14 protein-coding genes are annotated in these 16463 nt (G+C 36.9%); 12 read left to right on the forward strand and 2 right to left on the reverse strand.

Annotated elements, in window-relative coordinates; all coding sequences use genetic code 11:
- Positions 1–7: 7 nt before the first annotated feature.
- The 5 genes from fdhF (at position 8) to NC799_RS10685 (ending at position 5246) form a co-directional block, all read left to right on the forward strand.
- Positions 8–2995 carry a formate dehydrogenase subunit alpha gene (fdhF, locus tag NC799_RS10665; protein WP_272446422.1) on the forward strand — a complete coding sequence of 996 codons (2988 nt, stop codon included), beginning with the start codon at positions 8–10 and terminating at the stop codon, positions 2993–2995.
- Complete coding sequence (locus NC799_RS10670) at positions 2970–3467, forward strand: helical membrane plugin domain-containing protein (RefSeq protein ID WP_272446423.1); 498 nt, start codon at positions 2970–2972, stop codon at positions 3465–3467. The genes fdhF and NC799_RS10670 overlap by 26 nt, the downstream gene beginning before the upstream one ends.
- Positions 3468–3475: 8 nt before the next feature.
- Positions 3476–3685 carry a heavy-metal-associated domain-containing protein gene (locus tag NC799_RS10675; protein ID WP_272446424.1) on the forward strand — a complete coding sequence of 70 codons (210 nt, stop codon included), beginning with the start codon at positions 3476–3478 and terminating at the stop codon, positions 3683–3685.
- Between the two features lie 28 nt (positions 3686–3713).
- On the forward strand, positions 3714–3845 hold the full coding sequence (locus NC799_RS10680; RefSeq protein WP_272446425.1) for a hypothetical protein: 132 nt from the start codon (positions 3714–3716) through the stop codon (positions 3843–3845).
- Positions 3846–4760: 915 nt separating this feature from the next.
- The gene (locus NC799_RS10685; RefSeq protein ID WP_272446426.1) at positions 4761–5246 is read left to right on the forward strand and encodes a hypothetical protein; all 486 of its coding nucleotides are present in this window, start codon (positions 4761–4763) and stop codon (positions 5244–5246) included.
- 81 nt (positions 5247–5327) lie between these two features.
- Here NC799_RS10685 and NC799_RS10690 read toward each other — a convergent pair whose 3' ends face one another.
- Positions 5328–6356, reverse strand: coding sequence for an LLM class flavin-dependent oxidoreductase (locus tag NC799_RS10690; protein ID WP_417006676.1), 1029 nt, complete (start codon positions 6354–6356; stop codon positions 5328–5330).
- Positions 6357–6640: 284 nt separating this feature from the next.
- Here NC799_RS10690 and rlmN point away from each other — a divergent pair, with 284 nt between their 5' ends.
- From rlmN to NC799_RS10705, 3 genes are all read left to right on the forward strand, one after another.
- On the forward strand, positions 6641–7714 hold the full coding sequence (rlmN, locus tag NC799_RS10695) for a dual-specificity RNA methyltransferase RlmN (RefSeq protein ID WP_272446428.1): 1074 nt from the start codon (positions 6641–6643) through the stop codon (positions 7712–7714).
- Between the two features lie 608 nt (positions 7715–8322).
- Positions 8323–8703 (forward strand): IDEAL domain-containing protein, encoded by a 381-nt coding sequence (locus NC799_RS10700; RefSeq protein WP_272446429.1) that lies wholly within the window; start codon positions 8323–8325, stop codon positions 8701–8703.
- 285 nt (positions 8704–8988) lie between these two features.
- Positions 8989–10254, forward strand: coding sequence for a glycosyl hydrolase family 18 protein (locus NC799_RS10705; RefSeq protein WP_272446430.1), 1266 nt, complete (start codon positions 8989–8991; stop codon positions 10252–10254).
- 122 nt (positions 10255–10376) lie between these two features.
- Here NC799_RS10705 and NC799_RS10710 read toward each other — a convergent pair whose 3' ends face one another.
- On the reverse strand, positions 10377–10787 hold the full coding sequence (locus NC799_RS10710; protein WP_272446431.1) for a hypothetical protein: 411 nt from the start codon (positions 10785–10787) through the stop codon (positions 10377–10379).
- Between the two features lie 285 nt (positions 10788–11072).
- Between NC799_RS10710 and htpG the strand changes: the two genes are divergently transcribed.
- From htpG to NC799_RS10730, 4 genes are all read left to right on the forward strand, one after another.
- On the forward strand, positions 11073–12944 hold the full coding sequence (gene htpG, locus NC799_RS10715) for a molecular chaperone HtpG (RefSeq protein WP_272446432.1): 1872 nt from the start codon (positions 11073–11075) through the stop codon (positions 12942–12944).
- Positions 12945–13143: 199 nt separating this feature from the next.
- Positions 13144–14064 (forward strand): aldo/keto reductase, encoded by a 921-nt coding sequence (locus tag NC799_RS10720; RefSeq protein WP_272446433.1) that lies wholly within the window; start codon positions 13144–13146, stop codon positions 14062–14064.
- 208 nt (positions 14065–14272) lie between these two features.
- Positions 14273–15439 (forward strand): TraB/GumN family protein, encoded by a 1167-nt coding sequence (locus tag NC799_RS10725; protein ID WP_272446434.1) that lies wholly within the window; start codon positions 14273–14275, stop codon positions 15437–15439.
- 296 nt (positions 15440–15735) lie between these two features.
- Positions 15736–16452, forward strand: a complete 717-nt coding sequence (locus NC799_RS10730; protein ID WP_272446435.1) for a YebC/PmpR family DNA-binding transcriptional regulator — start codon at positions 15736–15738, stop codon at positions 16450–16452.
- The last annotated feature ends 11 nt before the right edge of the window (positions 16453–16463 follow it).

Consider the following 16463-nt stretch of genomic DNA (forward strand, 5'->3'; position numbering starts at 1 on the left):
GTCTACTATGGAAGAATTAAACTTTTCATTCCAAATAAATGGTAGCGAAATAAAAGCAAAACAAGGCCAATCTATTTTTGAAGCGGCCAGAGATAACAATGTTTATATTCCAGGTATTTGTTCGTCTCAACCAGACCTAGGAGTTGGAGTCATACAGACTTGTGACACTTGCTTTGTTCAAGTTAATGGTGAACTTAAACGTGCTTGTGCAACAGAAGCTGAGCCAGGGATGACAGTTAACTCTGTTTCAGACTTAGCTAAAGAAGCGCAACTAGAAGCAATGTCGCGTATTCTTAAAAATCACGAGCTTTATTGTACTGTATGTGACAATAATAACGGGAACTGTGTCGTACATAACACAGCTGAATATTTGGAATTAGATCATCAAAAATATGAATTCACACCAAAACCATACCCTCCCGACACGACACATCCGTTTTATCGATACGAACCAGACCAGTGTATTCTTTGTGGACAGTGTGTGGAGGCTTGTCAAGATGTTCAGGTGAGTGAAGTGTTAAGCATTGATTGGGAAAGAGATCAACCAAGAGTTATTTGGGACAATGATGTACCAATTAACGAGTCTTCATGTGTTTCATGCGGGCATTGCGTAACTGTTTGTCCATGTAATGCCTTGATGGAAAAGTCAATGTTAGGGGAAGCTGGATTTCTAACTGGAATGGCGAAAAACATGTTAGAGCCAATGATTGATGTTACGAAAGAAGTGGAACCTGGCTATAATGAAATTTTCACGATATCTAATATTGAAGCAACCATGCGGGAAGACCGAATTAAAAAATCCAAAACTGTTTGTACTTACTGTGGTGTGGGTTGCAGCTTTGAAGTATGGACAAAAGGACGAGACATATTAAAAGTCCAGCCGGAAAAAGACGCACCTGTTAATGGGATTTCAACCTGTGTAAAGGGAAAATTTGGATGGGATTTCGTTAACAGTGAGGAAAGACTGACCAAACCACTTATTCGTAAAGGTGATACATTTTACGAGGCTACATGGGATGAAGCATTATCTTTAATGGCGAAAAAGTTTAGTGAGATAAAAGAAAACGAAGGGCCAGAAGCTCTAGGATTTATTTCTTCTTCAAAATGTACAAATGAGGAAAATTATTTGTTTCAAAAACTGGCAAGGTCAATATTCCAGACAAATAATATCGATAATTGTTCTAGATATTGTCAAACACCTGCTTCTGCTGGTTTAATGCGTACAGTCGGAATAGGCGGGGATTCTGGGACAATTGAGGATATAAAGCAGGCAGAATTAATCATTGTTGTGGGGGCAAATCCTGCTGAATCACATCCAGTTCTCGCCACAAGGGTAAAACGTGCCCACAAGTTAAATGATCAAAAACTTTTAGTAGCAGATCTTCGTCGCAATGAGCTCGCAGATCGCGCCGACTTGCATATACATCCAAAGCCAGGAACGGACTTAGTTTGGATAGCGGCTGTTACTAAGTACATTCTAGATCAAGGATGGGAAGCAAAACAATTTTTGGCTGAACGTGTAAACAACATAACTGAATTTAAACAATCGATAGCTAAATTTACATTAGATTACGCAGAAAAGGTTACGGGTTTATCAAAAGAAATGATCATTAAGGTTGCAACAATGATCCATGAATCAGATGGTACGTGTGTTCTTTGGGCAATGGGCGTAACGCAACATTTAGGCGGAACAGACACGAGCACAGCAATTTCAAACCTATTATTAGTAACTGGAAATTATGGTAGACCAGGTGCAGGTGCTTTCCCGTTACGAGGACATAACAACGTACAAGGGGCAAGTGACTTTGGCACAATGCCCAATTGGTTGCCAGGCTACGAACCTGTCGAAAATGATGAAGTGAGAGGAAGATATGAACGAGCTTGGGGAACATCCATTCCGAAACAACCTGGTCTTAATAACCATCAAATCGTTGAAGCTATAACTGACGGTCGAGTAAAAGGTATGTATTTATTCGGAGAGGAAATGGCATTAGTAGATTCGAACATAAATTATGTCCACGAAGCATTTGAAAAGCTTGACTTTTTTGTTGTCCAAGACATCTTTTTCTCGAAAACAGCCCAATTTGCTGATGTTGTCCTACCTGCTGCACCAAGCTTGGAGAAGGAAGGTACCTTTACAAATACGGAACGAAGGATCCAACGCTTCTATCAAGTATTAGAGCCGTTAGGTGATTGTAAGCCTGATTGGGAAATATTCAGAGACTTTGCAAATAAGCTGGGCGCTAATTGGAAGTATGAACATCCGTCTGAGATTATGGCAGAAGCAGCAAAGCTTGCTCCAATCTTTTCAGGTGTCAGTTATGATCGTTTGGAAGGGTGGGAAAGCCAAATCTGGCCGGTAACTCCTGATGGAGAAAGTACACCATTATTGTATAAAGAAAAATTTAAATTTGTTGACGGCAAAGCACGATTATTTCCAGTTGATTGGACGCCACCCCAACAATATAGTGAAGAGTTTGACTTGCATTTAAATAACGGTCGTTTGTTAGAGCAATTCCATGAGGGAAATATGACTGCGAAATCAGACGGAATAAACCATATTATACCAGGGCCATGGCTAGAGGTTTCTGAGGAGCTTGCGAAAGAAAGAAATCTTGAAACAGGCTCGCTTGTCCGCTTAACGTCACCATATGGTAAGGCAAAAGTCCGTGTATTTGTTTCAACTGCAGTTAAAGGAAAAGAATTGTACATGCCGATGAATGCAACAGAAAATGAACGAGCTGTCAATAAACTAACAAGTAGCTATTATGATAAGGATACCCATACGCCAAACTACAAAGAAGCACAGGTTAAAATGGAGATGCTAGAACAAAAAGGTGAGTCACCGATCCCGAAATATAATCATCGGTTTGGTAACCCGCAACCACATATCGGTGTTGAGGTTGAAAAGAAATGGAATCGACCTGATTATACACCAATTCCAGAAACACTAAGGATGGAGGGGTATTATGGCGAGAGCGATCACGCACATTAATCGTAAAGAAAGTAATGTCGAAGAAGAAAGGGCTAACGACCTCTCTGAGATTTTAAAACAAATAGCTGAAAACCGTGAGGCAATTGAGTCTATATTAGTAATAGTTAATGAACTACACAAGAGTGGTGCGCTTGATATCGTTAAAAGCCTATTAAGAACAAGAGAGAAGGTTGGTGTACTTGCTATGGAGCAAATCAATCAACCAGCTATGCACCACATGATTAAAAACGTTTTTGGAAGTGTAGGTTTACTATCTGAATTAGATCCAGATCAGTTGCAAGCACTACTTGATGGATTAACTAAAGGAATTGAAAAAGCATCACAAGTTGATAATGAACAAAACAGTAAACCATTGGGTTTATTTAGTGGATTAAAAACAATGAAGGATCCAAATATCCAAGCCTCACTAAAAACGATGATTCATTTTCTTGAAGGTATGGGTGAATCCTTCAATAGTAATCAAAAGAGGTGAATAGAAACATGATTACACATAAACTACACATTCCAAACATGAAAAAAAATGATGAACAGATGGTTAGTGAGGTGTTACATGATGTATGGGGAGTTCGTAATATTAAAATTAACCCACAAACAAAAGAAGTAGTCATTTCTTATGATGAGAAGGCAGGATCTTTGCAAGATTTTGAACAGGCAATTAAAGAAATTGGTTACAAAGTAGAAACAAATTAGTATAACTTTCTTATTAGGAGGGAAGAAGATGCGTAGAATTTGTGAAGTCTGTGGCCGGATAGAAACTAATGAACAGGATCATCATCCATATGACATTTTGGATGTTTGTCCTGAATGTACCGAACATACAATTAGTTCTTTAGTGGAACAAGAGGATTAGAAGATAAATAAGACAAGCGGCGAGTCGCGGCTCAAGGGGGTAGGCGCCCTGCGCTAGACAGCTCTTGGATTTTTTATACTTTCTTTTCTTTCGAAAAAAACAATCTCATTCATGAGGTTGTTTTTTTCGTTTGATGCTTGATGAACAAGTGCGTATACAATTGTAAGAATTCGCAACAACAACTATGATGCTAGTTTTCCGCTCCAGGCAGATACGTACCTTACCATGCCGAAGCCTTCCTTGTTCTTGTCTGTTCACCACCGGACCATTCCGCCCAAAGAGATTGCCCGGAGCGCAAATCAGCCATTGTAGTTATTACGCATTATATAAAAACTGTGCGGTTTGTAACTATCTTTAGAAAACTGCTGACAAAATGTTTTCATAAATTTAGCATCGATTACAAATACTAAGAAAAATACTCTTATCGTTTGTAGGGATAATTTATGAAGTATATGATAGTTGTTGATATAACCATTCTAATGATTATTACCTTTTTTGTAATTAAAAAAAGTCTTAGTATAAAAAATCTGGTATTCCTTTTCTTAATGTCGGAATTCGTCGTTACTAGTTATTTCTCTATAGTAACGGCTAATAAAGAATTTATTAAGGTCAGGGCAGAGTCGCAATTTGTCATATTATCTGAAATATTTAAAATGATTATCACACCGCTCCTATATTTATTAACTTTCGAATTCGCCTCGAGAACAGTAAGTAAATGGAGAAAAACGGTAATAGGTGTTACCTGTATTGTGGTTGTTTATGGTTTTGAATGGAGACTAGTTCAGTTAAATGTGTACAACTACACTAACTGGAACGAATGGAAATCTTTGATAGGAATAACAACGAATTTTCTGATCATATACCTTTCTTATAGATTATTTAAATGGGTTACTAGAACTGAAGGTGATAATAACAATGATTTTACCAATTGATTTCGATAAGAATGAACTATTCGTTCTTGGTGCGCTTGTTGTAGTATATGGACTATTTTTTCGATTACCAAAACGTTTTCCATGGTCACTAACTATTTTAATTATATTATTTACGGCAACAACTGCTAGAATAACTGATAATTTATTATCAACATCTATGTACAATCTTTATGATGTAATGGATTCACCTAGATATGATTTATTTGATCTGTTAGTGTATTTATTATATGGGCCGTTTGGATACTTTTTAGTGTATTATTTTGATAAATGGCAGCTGAAAAAGATGAGCACCGTCATTTATGTGTTCATTGTTGCTGTTTTTTCTTCATTATTTGAAAGGTTTAGTGTTTCCTTTCATGTGTTTAAATACAAGGGGTGGCAGCTATCCTATTCCTTTAGTTATTATTTAGTGGCAATCCCATTAACGCTTGTGTTTTTTTATTTGTTGAGAGTGAAATTAAAAAAGTAAACAAACTTTCAATTTAAATCTAATCGGGGACCGTCGTAGCCGGCAAGCAGCGTGCTCACCGGTGTCTGACAGTCTAATGCTTTACTTCCCCATCATCTGTCCCACAATCTCAAAGGAACGCAGGCGGTCTTCATGATGGAATATTTGTGAATTGATGATCACTTCATCTGTATTGGTTTCGTGAATAAAATTTTCTAGTTTCTGTTTAACTGTGACTGGGTCACCAATAAGAGTCGACTTTGAATCTAATGTTTTCTCAACAGCAGTCCGTTCGTGAGGTGTCCAAACTTTGTCAATATCATCGATTGGAGGCTGTAACCTCATTGGATTACCTCGTGTTAGGCTCAAAAACTGTTGTTGTTGTGAGGTCGCTAACCATTTCGCTTTTTCTTCGGTGTCTGCTGCAATGATATTAACCCCCACCATAGCATAAGGTTTTGCTAAGAAAGGGGAGGGTTTAAAATTTTCACGATATATACGTAGTGCTGGTATGGTGTACTCAGGTGAAAAATGACTAGCAAAGGCAAATGGGAGCCCTTTTTCTGCAGCAAGGCGAGCGCTAAAACCACTTGAACCTAATAGCCAAATTGGAATTTCTAAACCCTCTCCAGGAAAAGCTTTTACACCCATTGGCCCATTTCCAGTAAAGTATGCTTGTAATTCTTCAACTTGTTCAGGGAACTGCTCAGCACTGCTGTTTAAGGTGCGGCGAAGGGCGTAAGCAGTTGCTTGGTCACTCCCAGGTGCTCTTCCTAATCCGAGATCGATTCTTCCAGGGTAGATCGATTCTAGTGTGCCAAACTGCTCAGCTATGACCAGTGGAGCATGGTTTGGTAACATTACTCCTCCTGAGCCAACTCTAATTTTTTTCGTAGCTCCTGCGATATGACCAATCAAAATAGAAGTAGCTGAGCTAGCAATCCCTGGCATGTTATGGTGTTCGGCCACCCAATAACGGTTAAACCCCATTTTTTCAACATGTTTAGCGAGTGACACGCTATTTATAAAAGATTGTTCCGCAGTACTACCTTCATTAATTGGAGCTAAATCAAGCACTGAAAGCGGAACATTATGGAACAATTTTGTTTCAGGTGAAGTCAATCGATACATCTCCTTTGTGTCTATTTGTTTCACTTCATCAAGAAATATACGCCTTATAAAAGGTCTCGTCTAACTATTTGCTTCCTTATAAAATATCGTAACATTAAATCACACATCTTATACAAAGAAAAGAGCTGAAGCTTGACGTGGCTGTCGCTCTTTCTTATCTTATAATAAAATACACAGCTCATGACAGACGTAGACATTTTATGATAAATCCCTTGATACAGTGGTATAATGTAGGTAGTATAGATAAGTAGTAATCATAGGTAAGACTGAAATGAGGGTTATAAATGGAAAAACAATCCATCTATGGATTAACATTTGATCAGTTAACAACATGGTTGATGGAACAAGGGCAAAAAAAATTCCGTGCTTCCCAAGTTTGGGATTGGTTATATAAAAAACGTGTTTCTTCCTTTTCTGATATGAAAAATGTCAACAGTGACTGTATTGAATTACTCGAAGAACATTTTTATTTGCATACGTTGGAGGAAGAAGTAAAGCAAGAATCAAAGGATGGCACAATTAAATTTTTATTTAAGCTTAAGGACGGAAATCTAATTGAAACAGTGCTTATGCGCTTTAATTATGGCTTGTCTGTTTGTGTAACAACACAGGTAGGCTGTAATATAGGATGTACATTTTGTGCTAGTGGATTGTTAAGAAAAAACCGTGATTTAACTGCGGGAGAAATTGTCGAACAAATTATGAATGTTCAACATCACTTGGATGAGATAGGGAAAGAGGAACGAGTTAGTCACATCGTTGTAATGGGGATTGGAGAGCCGTTTGATAACTATGACAATCTAATGGACTTCTTACGAGTAGTTAACGACCAAAAGGGTTTATCGATTGGAGCAAGACACATTACGGTTTCAACTAGTGGCTTGGCTCAAAAGATATATGAATTTGCAGACGAAAATATCCAAGTGAATTTGGCTGTTTCCCTTCATGCTCCAAACAATGACCTTAGAACACGTATCATGAAAATAAACAAGGCCTTTCCTCTAGAGAAGTTGATGCCTGCAATTGACTATTATTTAGAGAAAACGAATCGCCGAATTACATTTGAGTATATATTATTAAAGGATGTAAATGACCACAAAGAAGAAGCATATCAGTTAGTTAATCTGTTACGAAATAAGAGGTACCTGTCTTATGTCAATTTAATCCCGTACAACCCAGTAGAAGAACATAACCAATACGACCGCAGTACAAAAGATGCAATAGTTTCATTTTACAAAATATTGCTTGAAAATGGTATAAACTGTGGCGTTCGTGTAGAACATGGAACAGACATCGACGCTGCGTGTGGTCAGTTAAGAAGTAAGCAAATCAAGAAGGACAAGGAAAAGGTTCGTTGATGACTTTTATATTATGAAGGTACTATCACAGTGTTGATGGTGCCTTTTTCACATGATGAGAAGGTAAAAACAACAAGCTAACTTTTATCCCTTTGCTTAGCAAAAGATGAAGGAGATTTTAACATCTTTATAGTTTTTCTTCTCAGTTAAGAAAGCATAAAAAACCCCAATAGCCGTCTAGCTCCGGGCGCCGATCCCCTCGGGGTCGTTTTCGGGTAAGGTTGATTACATAAATAACAAGAAAATTGGAAAAGATATATACCATAGATTGGAAAATAATATGGCAAAAAGCGGCTAAAGTCAATTTCAGTATGAAAATTTAGGACTGAATAGACTGTTCCTGGATGTTTTTAAACCCTTTCTAATTGACGGATGAGATATTCAAGATATATCATAGAACACTATAAGAAATGAAATACAACGATGGCATAGAAATTTGCACTGTTTTTGTCGTTTGGAGAACAAAGCGCAGAGGCGCTGAAGCTGACGTGGCCCTCACATGGTATCGATCTATAGAAAATTTATCTTAATCATGTGAAAAAAAGGTGTTTTTCTTCCTTGTGAAGAATTGTATGATATAGTAATTCTAATCTAAGGTGGTGACGAACATGAGTGCCGATAATATAAACATGCGTGTTGGTGATTGGGTTAAAGGAAAGACAAGAAAAGGTGAATTAATTTACGGATATATCGTTGAGAAAGTGGAAGCCAATGCAACGAAAGTAGAATTAAAGGTTATCCAATGTGATAATGCACGAATCGTTGGCAATATCGTACAGTTAGATCGTACAACAGTCGAGAGGTTAGATACGACAGAAACGTTCACACATCAGCAACTAGAGGAATTGATTGATTTAGCCCTTAAAAGTAGAGATGAAGAATGGTTTATGGAGTTAACAGGGCAGTTAAAAAGAAGAAGACATGGTAATCCTGCTACTAATAACTCTAAATTGGTAAAAAACAAAAATTATGAGGAAGCTAGAGATTAAGAACTTTAAAATTGAATAATCGGCTAATTAGTATTTTAGAACTAATTGGATGACATAAGAAAGCTGCCTACCATTGTTAGGTGGCTTTTTAACTGTCTATCAATTTATATAATCCAAACATTAAAGTCAACTACGTCCGGGCTTCTGGCGCTCTCGCTTTTCTTATTGTCTAGCTCCAGCGCCTAGCCCCTCGGGGCTGACCAAGGCGCTCTCGCTTTTCTTATTTAGGGGTTATATTTCCTGCAAAGTTCTCATAAATTGGAAAGAAAGAGAAGGAGGGACATAATGGCGATTCATGTCGTTGCATCAGGAGACACACTTTGGAAAATTGGGTCTCGCTATCATGTTTCTATTCAACAAGTGAAGGAAATGAATGGTTTAACATCAGAAGTATTAATGCCTGGACTTGCGCTATACATTCCAACTCAGTCTTTGCCTGAACGATACTACACGATTCAACCAGGGGATATGTTGTGGCGCATTGCACAACAATTTGAAACTAGTATTGATGCGATTTACCGAGCAAATCCAGGCTTGATTGCAGAAAACTTATATATTGGCCAGGTCTTAACTATTCCAACTAATGTTCGATATCAAATGGAAACACTAGCATTTATTGATGCTTATATTCCTTCTACAATTACGGAAAGACTGGACGCCTATAGAGATCAACTTACTTATTTAGCAGTGTTCACATATTCTGTACACACTGATGGAACTTTAACTGATATCAATGATAAAGAACTTATAGAAGAAATTAAAGATCGCAATATTAAACCATTAATGGTAATAAGTAATTATGAGAGTGGGACATTTAGCTCTTCTCTTGCCAGTACAGTTTTGCAGCCTAGTATTAGAGGTGCTCTAATTAAAAATATCGTAAATAAATTAGTTCAAAAGGGCTATGCTGGAGTGAGTATTGATTTTGAATTCATTCCTCCAAGTCAACGAAACGATTTTACTGCCTTTCTTCAAGAATTGAAACGAGCAATCGGGAATTTGACCATGCAAGTAAATGTATTTTCTAAATCTACAGATATGCCAACTAACCCATTTGCCGGGGCGTTTGATTATGATGCCATTGGTCAAATAGCGGATGTTGTAACCGTGTTGTCATATGACTATGGGTATACGATAGGACCACCAGACCCGGTTGCACCAATATGGTGGATAGATCAGGTCCTTCGCTATGCAATTAGTCTCATACCACAAGACAAATTAACGATGGCGATTCCTTTTTACGCATACAATTGGGCGATACCAGATACAACAGAAGAAAATGCAAAGGCTCTTTCGGTTAATGCAGCTCAAAATCTAGCATTACAAAAGTATGCTATGATAAATTATGATGAAAGGGGCCAATCGCCTTATTTTTATTATAGTCTAGGTAATCAAAATCATATCGTTTGGTTTGAGGATATCCGTAGTCTCGTTGCAAAATATCGTTTGTTAGAGGCCTTTAATTTACGAGGGGTTGCCTATTGGCGATTTCGGTACGATTTCCCCCAAAATTGGGCATATCTTAATCAGAATATTCAGGTTAAAAAATGACAGATAACCTGACCAATTGTTAGATTTATATCCAATTTATCAAGATAGGAAGGAGAACGTAAAGTGGTACGTTCTTCCTTCCCAATTATCTTTGAAAACATGAGACGTTTTGATTTTGTTGTTCAATCAATCATGTCTAGTAGGTCATCTAACTTCTTTTCCACTTGTTCAGAGAGTTCAAGGAGTTTGGTGACATATGGTGATTCTTCTTGGGAAAGAACTAACAGAGGATATAGACTTTTCTCAATGTCATCATATTCTTCTGGATATTTCTTTTCCACTGACTTTTCAATAACTTGCCATTGTTGACCAATCTCTTTACCTAATCTTTTAATTTTGCTCCGATTATTTGGTTCGTCTTCTAAAACATCTTCAAATGTTTCGATGAGTGACAATACCTTTTCAGTTCCTGTTACTATGTCTGCCTCAGCTTTTCCAGTGGTTGGTGTTTTTGAACTATTTGTTTGACCAAACCCAACTAAGAAAGTCAAGATAGCAAACACGGTAATGAACAGCCAGCTGACTTTTTTCATGACGCTCATCTCCTTTCTTGTGTTTCTTTTATTTTCTACTACATTTTTGGAATTATCCTTGTTGAGTCCTTTAAATACGGAATCAATAAAGAGGAATTGACCAACAAGTGCAGAATATTGTTAGGAAAGAAAATTAGGATATTTGTTTCCTCTTCGTTAAAGTTGGCCATGCTTTTAATAGAAAAATGTACACTTATTCTGTTCTTGACATGAAATAAAAGATATGATAAATAAAAAGTGAAATTAGCTAGAATTTAAAAAACATAAAAGGGGAGCTGCATTGATATGAGAAAAAAACAATTTAAAGCAGAATCTAAACGATTACTTGAGATGATGGTTAATTCAATCTATTCGCATAAAGAAATTTTTCTGCGTGAATTAGTTTCTAATGCAAGTGATGCCATTGATAAGATTTATTACAAAGCATTGACAGATGACTCTTTAACGTTTAATAAAGATGATTACTACATAAAAATTATCCCTAACAAAACAAAGCGTACATTGACTATTTCAGATACAGGGATTGGAATGACGAGTGAGGAATTGGAAACAAACCTTGGGGTAATTGCTAAAAGTGGTTCACTATCTTTTAAGGCTGAAAATGAAATGAAACAAGGTCAAGAAATCATTGGTCAATTTGGTGTGGGTTTTTATTCGGCATTTATGGTTGCTGATGAGGTAACTGTTTGTACAAAGCCAATCGGTAGTGAAGTTGCCCATGAATGGAAATCTAAAGGTGCCGATGGTTACACGATTAAAGCTTGTGAAAAAGAAATGGTCGGTACAGATATAACACTGAAAATCAAGGAAAATACAGAAGAGGATAATTATGACGATTATTTAGATGAATTTCGCTTAAAAGCAATTGTGAAAAAGTATTCTGATTTTATTCGTTACCCAATAAAAATGGACATTACTGAACGTAAGTTAAAAGAAGGTAGTGAAGACGAATATGAAACAGTAATAGAAGAACAAACGATCAATAGTATGGTACCGATTTGGAGAAAAAATAAAAGTGAACTTTCGGATGAGGATTATGTAAATTTTTATAATGAGAAACGGTATGGTTACGATAATCCGTTAAAACATATCCATATAAGTGTAGACGGTGCAGTCCGTTACCAATCTATCCTATTTATTCCAGAGCAAATCCCTTATGACTACTATTCTAAGGAATTTGAAAAAGGTTTAGAATTATATTCCAATGGCGTACTAATCATGGAAAAATGTGCAGATTTGCTTCCAGATTATTTTAGTTTTGTTAAGGGTATGGTAGATTCTGAGGACCTTTCTTTAAATATATCGAGAGAAATATTGCAGCATGACCGCCAATTAAAATTGATTGCAAAAAATATTAACAAAAAAATTAAAAGTCAGCTAACAAGCTTGATTAATGATGATCGTGGAAAATATGAACAATTTTTTAAATCATTTGGAAGACAACTAAAGTATGGAGTGTATAGTGATTTTGGTGCAAATAAAGAAACGTTACAAGACTTACTCATGTTCTATTCTTCGATAGAGAAAAAGCTAGTAACACTTGATGAATATTTGTCTCGAATGAAGGAGGACCAAAACTATATTTATTATGCAACTGGGGAAAGTAACGAACGAATTGCAAAGTCTCCGCAAACGGAGTTATTTGCTGATAAAGGCTACGAAATTCTTTATTTTACTGAGGAAGTCGACGAATTTGCTATTAAAATGCTTGGTAGCTATAAGGATAAAGAATTTAAATCAGTTTCTAGTGGCGATTTAGGGCTTGATGATGAAACAAAAGAAGCTGAAATCCAAGAAGAAAATAAAGAGCTTTTTGACTATATGAAAGGAGTACTAAACAATCGGGTCAAGGATGTACGCGCATCAAGGAGACTGAAATCACATCCTGTGTGCATTACTAGTGAAGGGGAAATCTCTATTGAAATGGAGAAAATCTTAAAAACAATGCCAGATAACCAAAACATCCAAGCGGATAAAATACTAGAGATTAACCCAAGTCATGAAGTTTTCCAAACATTAAAAGATGCATATGCGAATAATTTGGACAAACTCACGCTGTATACGAATTTGCTTTATAATCAAGCATTACTAATTGAGGGATTACCAATTCAAGATCCAGTAGAATTTACGAATGACATATGCAAGGTGATGGTTTAACTGGTTAGTAGTGTGCCAACATTAGATACAACAAAGAGTCAAAGAAAGATCCTTTGGTGAGGATCTTTCTTACATGTTGCAATAGCGGATTAAAACTATTTAAAAATCAAATCGATAAAAATTGAAGCAAAAAAGGCGATTATCGTATCGTTTCATGCTAAGATATAACGATATACATACTAGGAAGAGGTGTAGGATTGTGAATAAGCTCAAACTAGGAACAAGTGATTTAGAAGTGAGTGAAATTTCGTTAGGTTGCATGCGAATGAATAACCTGTCGAAACAAGAGGCTAACAAAGTGATTGAAAACGCTTTAGAAAATGGGATTGATTTCTTTGACCATGCTGATATATATGGTGGTGGGACTTCTGAAGAAATATTTGCTGATGCCATTGATATGAATCCTAGCGTTCGTGAAAAAATGATTATTCAAACAAAGTGCGGGATTCGCCCAGGCGTTGCATTTGATTTCTCTAAAACACACATATTACATTCTGTAGAAGGAAGTCTAAAGCGGTTAAATACAGATTACATTGATGTTTTGCTCCTTCATCGACCAGATGCATTAGTTGAGCCGGAAGAAGTTGCTGAAGCTTTTGCTCAATTAAAGGAAAGTGGGAAGGTTAGACATTTTGGTGTTAGTAACCAAAACCCGATGCAAATTGAGCTTCTCAAAAAATATGTGGAACAAGACCTCATCGTTAACCAATTACAGCTAAGTGTCATGTTCACTCCGATGATTGACGCTGGATTAAATGTTAACATGCAGCACGACCCGTCGGTAGTCCGTGATGGAAGTATCTTAGATTACAGTCGGCTAAACGATATGACCATCCAAGCTTGGTCCCCGTTCCAATACGGCATGTTTCAAGGTGTCTTTGTCGGAAATGAAAAGTTCCCTGAAGTAAATGCAAAGTTAACCGAGCTAGCTGATAAGTACAGTGTAACAGAATCAGCAATTGCAATTGCCTGGATTCTCCGTCATCCAGCCAACATTCAGCCAATTGTTGGAACGATGAACACCAAGCGACTTACTGATATCGCAAAAGCTTCTAACGTAAAATTATCCCGGGAAGAATGGTATGAAATTTATATGGCAGCTGGAAATAAGCTTCCTTAACTACAAAAGAGACATTATGCAATGAGAGAAATAGAAGAGGACCTACACCAATACTTGAGTGTGGGTCTTTAGCTTTTCTACTCTAGCTTTAAATTAAAAAAGAAAAGAGGTCATAAAGAAAACATGTGAAAAAACCATCGTTACGGGTCCATATTCGTGTATAATGACAATATGGAGTTAGTGCATACAGATTAAAGGGCGGTAGGATATGATAGAAGAAAATATTACAAGAATTGACTTAGATGGGAAAGAAATAATTCTAGTAGGAACTGCACACGTTTCTAAACAAAGTGCAGAGCAAGTAAAGGAAATCATCGCGCGTGAACGTCCTGACTCGGTTTGTGTCGAGTTAGATGAACAAAGATACCAGTCTATTATCGATGGTAGTAGCTGGAAGGAAATGGACATATTTAAAGTAATTAAAGAAAAGCGGGCCACCTTACTTTTAATGAACTTAGTGATTTCTTCTTTCCAGAAACGTATGGCAAAGCAACTAGGTGTAAAACCAGGACAAGAAATGATTCAAGGGATTGAGTCAGCAAAAGAAATAGGTGCAGAACTCGTATTAGCAGACAGGAATATTCAAATTACCTTCGCTAGAATCTGGAATGGGATTGGTCTGTGGGGTAAATCAAAGTTAATGATGGATATATTCTTGAGTATTTTTAGCAATGAAACCATTTCTGAAGAAGAGTTAGAAAAAATGAAAAGTAAGGATATGCTAAATTCCATGTTAAGTGAGTTAACGGAGTCTTTTCCAAGATTGAAGCGACCGTTAATTGACGAACGTGATCAATATTTGGCTCAAAAAATAAAAGAAGCTCCTGGAGATAAGGTAGTTGCCGTCTTAGGTGCAGCTCACGTCCCAGGTATAAGTAAAGAAATTTATAATGAACAAGATATGGAAGCTATTACGAGGCGCCCACCAAAATCAAAGGTGCCAAAAATAATAGGGTGGAGTATTCCTATTTTAATTCTTGCGATAATTGGCTATACGTTTATTGCCAATCCATCAGCTGGGTTACAACAAACGATTAGTTGGGTACTTTGGAACGGATCATTCTCTGCAATTGGAACAGCTATTGCATTCGGTCATCCATTTGCAATAGTAACTGCCTTTATTGCTGCTCCGATTACTTCCTTGAACCCGTTATTAGCAGCTGGTTGGTTTGCTGGGTTAGTCCAAGCAGTTGTTGCAAAACCGAACGTAGGAGATTTTGAAACATTGTCTGAAGATGTTTATTCAGTAAAAGGATTTTGGAATAATAAAGTAAGTCGGATTTTGTTGATTGTTGTGTTAGCAAATCTGGGTAGCTCTATAGGTACGTTTATTGGTGGAGCTGATGTTATTCGATTATTTATTGAAAATATTTAACTAAAACAGGTTATTCAAAAAGTCCGGGTAAAAATGAGACATATAACTCATCAGTCTTTTTATCCTCCTTTTTAAAACACGCACTTAGAAACCCATTGACCATATTGTCAGTGGGTTTATGGTTACTTTTTTAGTTTCATAAGCTGGTTGTTTAAATTGATGTTTTTTCTTCCTAAATCAAAGAATACAAATGAAAAAAGTCTCTATTTGAGCGAGTTTACGGTATAATGGTTAGGTGATGGGATTAACTATTATAGCTAAAATAGAAGTGAAAATAAAGAAAGAGAGTGAACAGAATGGGTCGTAAATGGAATAATATTAAGGAAAAAAAAGCCTCTAAAGATGCAAATACTAGTCGTATTTATGCAAAGTTTGGCAGGGAAATTTACGTGGCAGCAAACCAAGGAGAGCCGGATCCTGAGGCAAACCAGAACTTAAAATTCGTGTTAGAACGCGCAAAAACGTATAACGTACCAAAAGCAATTATTGAACGAGCAATCGAGAAGGCAAAAGGCGGTTCAGAGGAAAACTACGATGAATTACGTTATGAAGGTTTTGGTCCTAATGGTACAATGCTAATAGTGGATGCCTTAACAAATAATGTTAATCGTACTGCCTCAGAAGTTCGTGCAGCCTTTAATAAAAACGGTGGAAATATGGGTGTTAGTGGATCGGTTGCTTATATGTTTGATGCAACAGCAGTTATTGGCGTTGAAGGGAAAACAGAGGAAGAAGCATTGGAAATATTGATGGAAGCAGATGTAGACGTGCGTGACATTATCGAAGAAGAGGGTACAGTAATTGTCTATGCGGAACCTGATCAGTTTCACGCGGTACAAGAAGCTTTTCAACAAGCCGGAATTACTGAATTCGCTGTGGCAGAATTAACGATGCTTGCACAAAATGAACTGGCGTTGGATCATGACGTACAATTTGAATTTGAAAAACTAGTAGATGCTATTGAAGATTTAGAAGACGTGCAACAGGTTTATCACAATGTGGAACTTTCATAGTTGGGTATAGG

The organism is Aquibacillus salsiterrae, from assembly GCF_028416595.1.
GTDB classification, from domain to species: domain Bacteria; phylum Bacillota; class Bacilli; order Bacillales; family Amphibacillaceae; genus Aquibacillus_A; species Aquibacillus_A salsiterrae.

Bases quoted from the DNA above. Each gene is read 5' to 3' on its own strand.
- NC799_RS10705 (WP_272446430.1), top strand. From the start codon at position 8,989: ATGGCGATTCATGTCGTTGCATCAGGAGACACACTTTGGAAAATTGGG.
- NC799_RS10690 (WP_417006676.1), bottom strand. From the start codon at position 6,356: ATGTATCGATTGACTTCACCTGAAACAAAATTGTTCCATAATGTTCCG.
- rlmN (WP_272446428.1), top strand. From the start codon at position 6,641: ATGGAAAAACAATCCATCTATGGATTAACATTTGATCAGTTAACAACA.
- NC799_RS10685 (WP_272446426.1), top strand. From the start codon at position 4,761: ATGATTTTACCAATTGATTTCGATAAGAATGAACTATTCGTTCTTGGT.
- htpG (WP_272446432.1), top strand. From the start codon at position 11,073: ATGAGAAAAAAACAATTTAAAGCAGAATCTAAACGATTACTTGAGATG.
- NC799_RS10675 (WP_272446424.1), top strand. From the start codon at position 3,476: ATGATTACACATAAACTACACATTCCAAACATGAAAAAAAATGATGAA.
- NC799_RS10730 (WP_272446435.1), top strand. From the start codon at position 15,736: ATGGGTCGTAAATGGAATAATATTAAGGAAAAAAAAGCCTCTAAAGAT.
- NC799_RS10700 (WP_272446429.1), top strand. From the start codon at position 8,323: ATGAGTGCCGATAATATAAACATGCGTGTTGGTGATTGGGTTAAAGGA.
- NC799_RS10680 (WP_272446425.1), top strand. From the start codon at position 3,714: ATGCGTAGAATTTGTGAAGTCTGTGGCCGGATAGAAACTAATGAACAG.
- NC799_RS10710 (WP_272446431.1), bottom strand. From the start codon at position 10,787: ATGAAAAAAGTCAGCTGGCTGTTCATTACCGTGTTTGCTATCTTGACT.
- fdhF (WP_272446422.1), top strand. From the start codon at position 8: ATGGAAGAATTAAACTTTTCATTCCAAATAAATGGTAGCGAAATAAAA.
- NC799_RS10670 (WP_272446423.1), top strand. From the start codon at position 2,970: ATGGCGAGAGCGATCACGCACATTAATCGTAAAGAAAGTAATGTCGAA.
- NC799_RS10725 (WP_272446434.1), top strand. From the start codon at position 14,273: ATGATAGAAGAAAATATTACAAGAATTGACTTAGATGGGAAAGAAATA.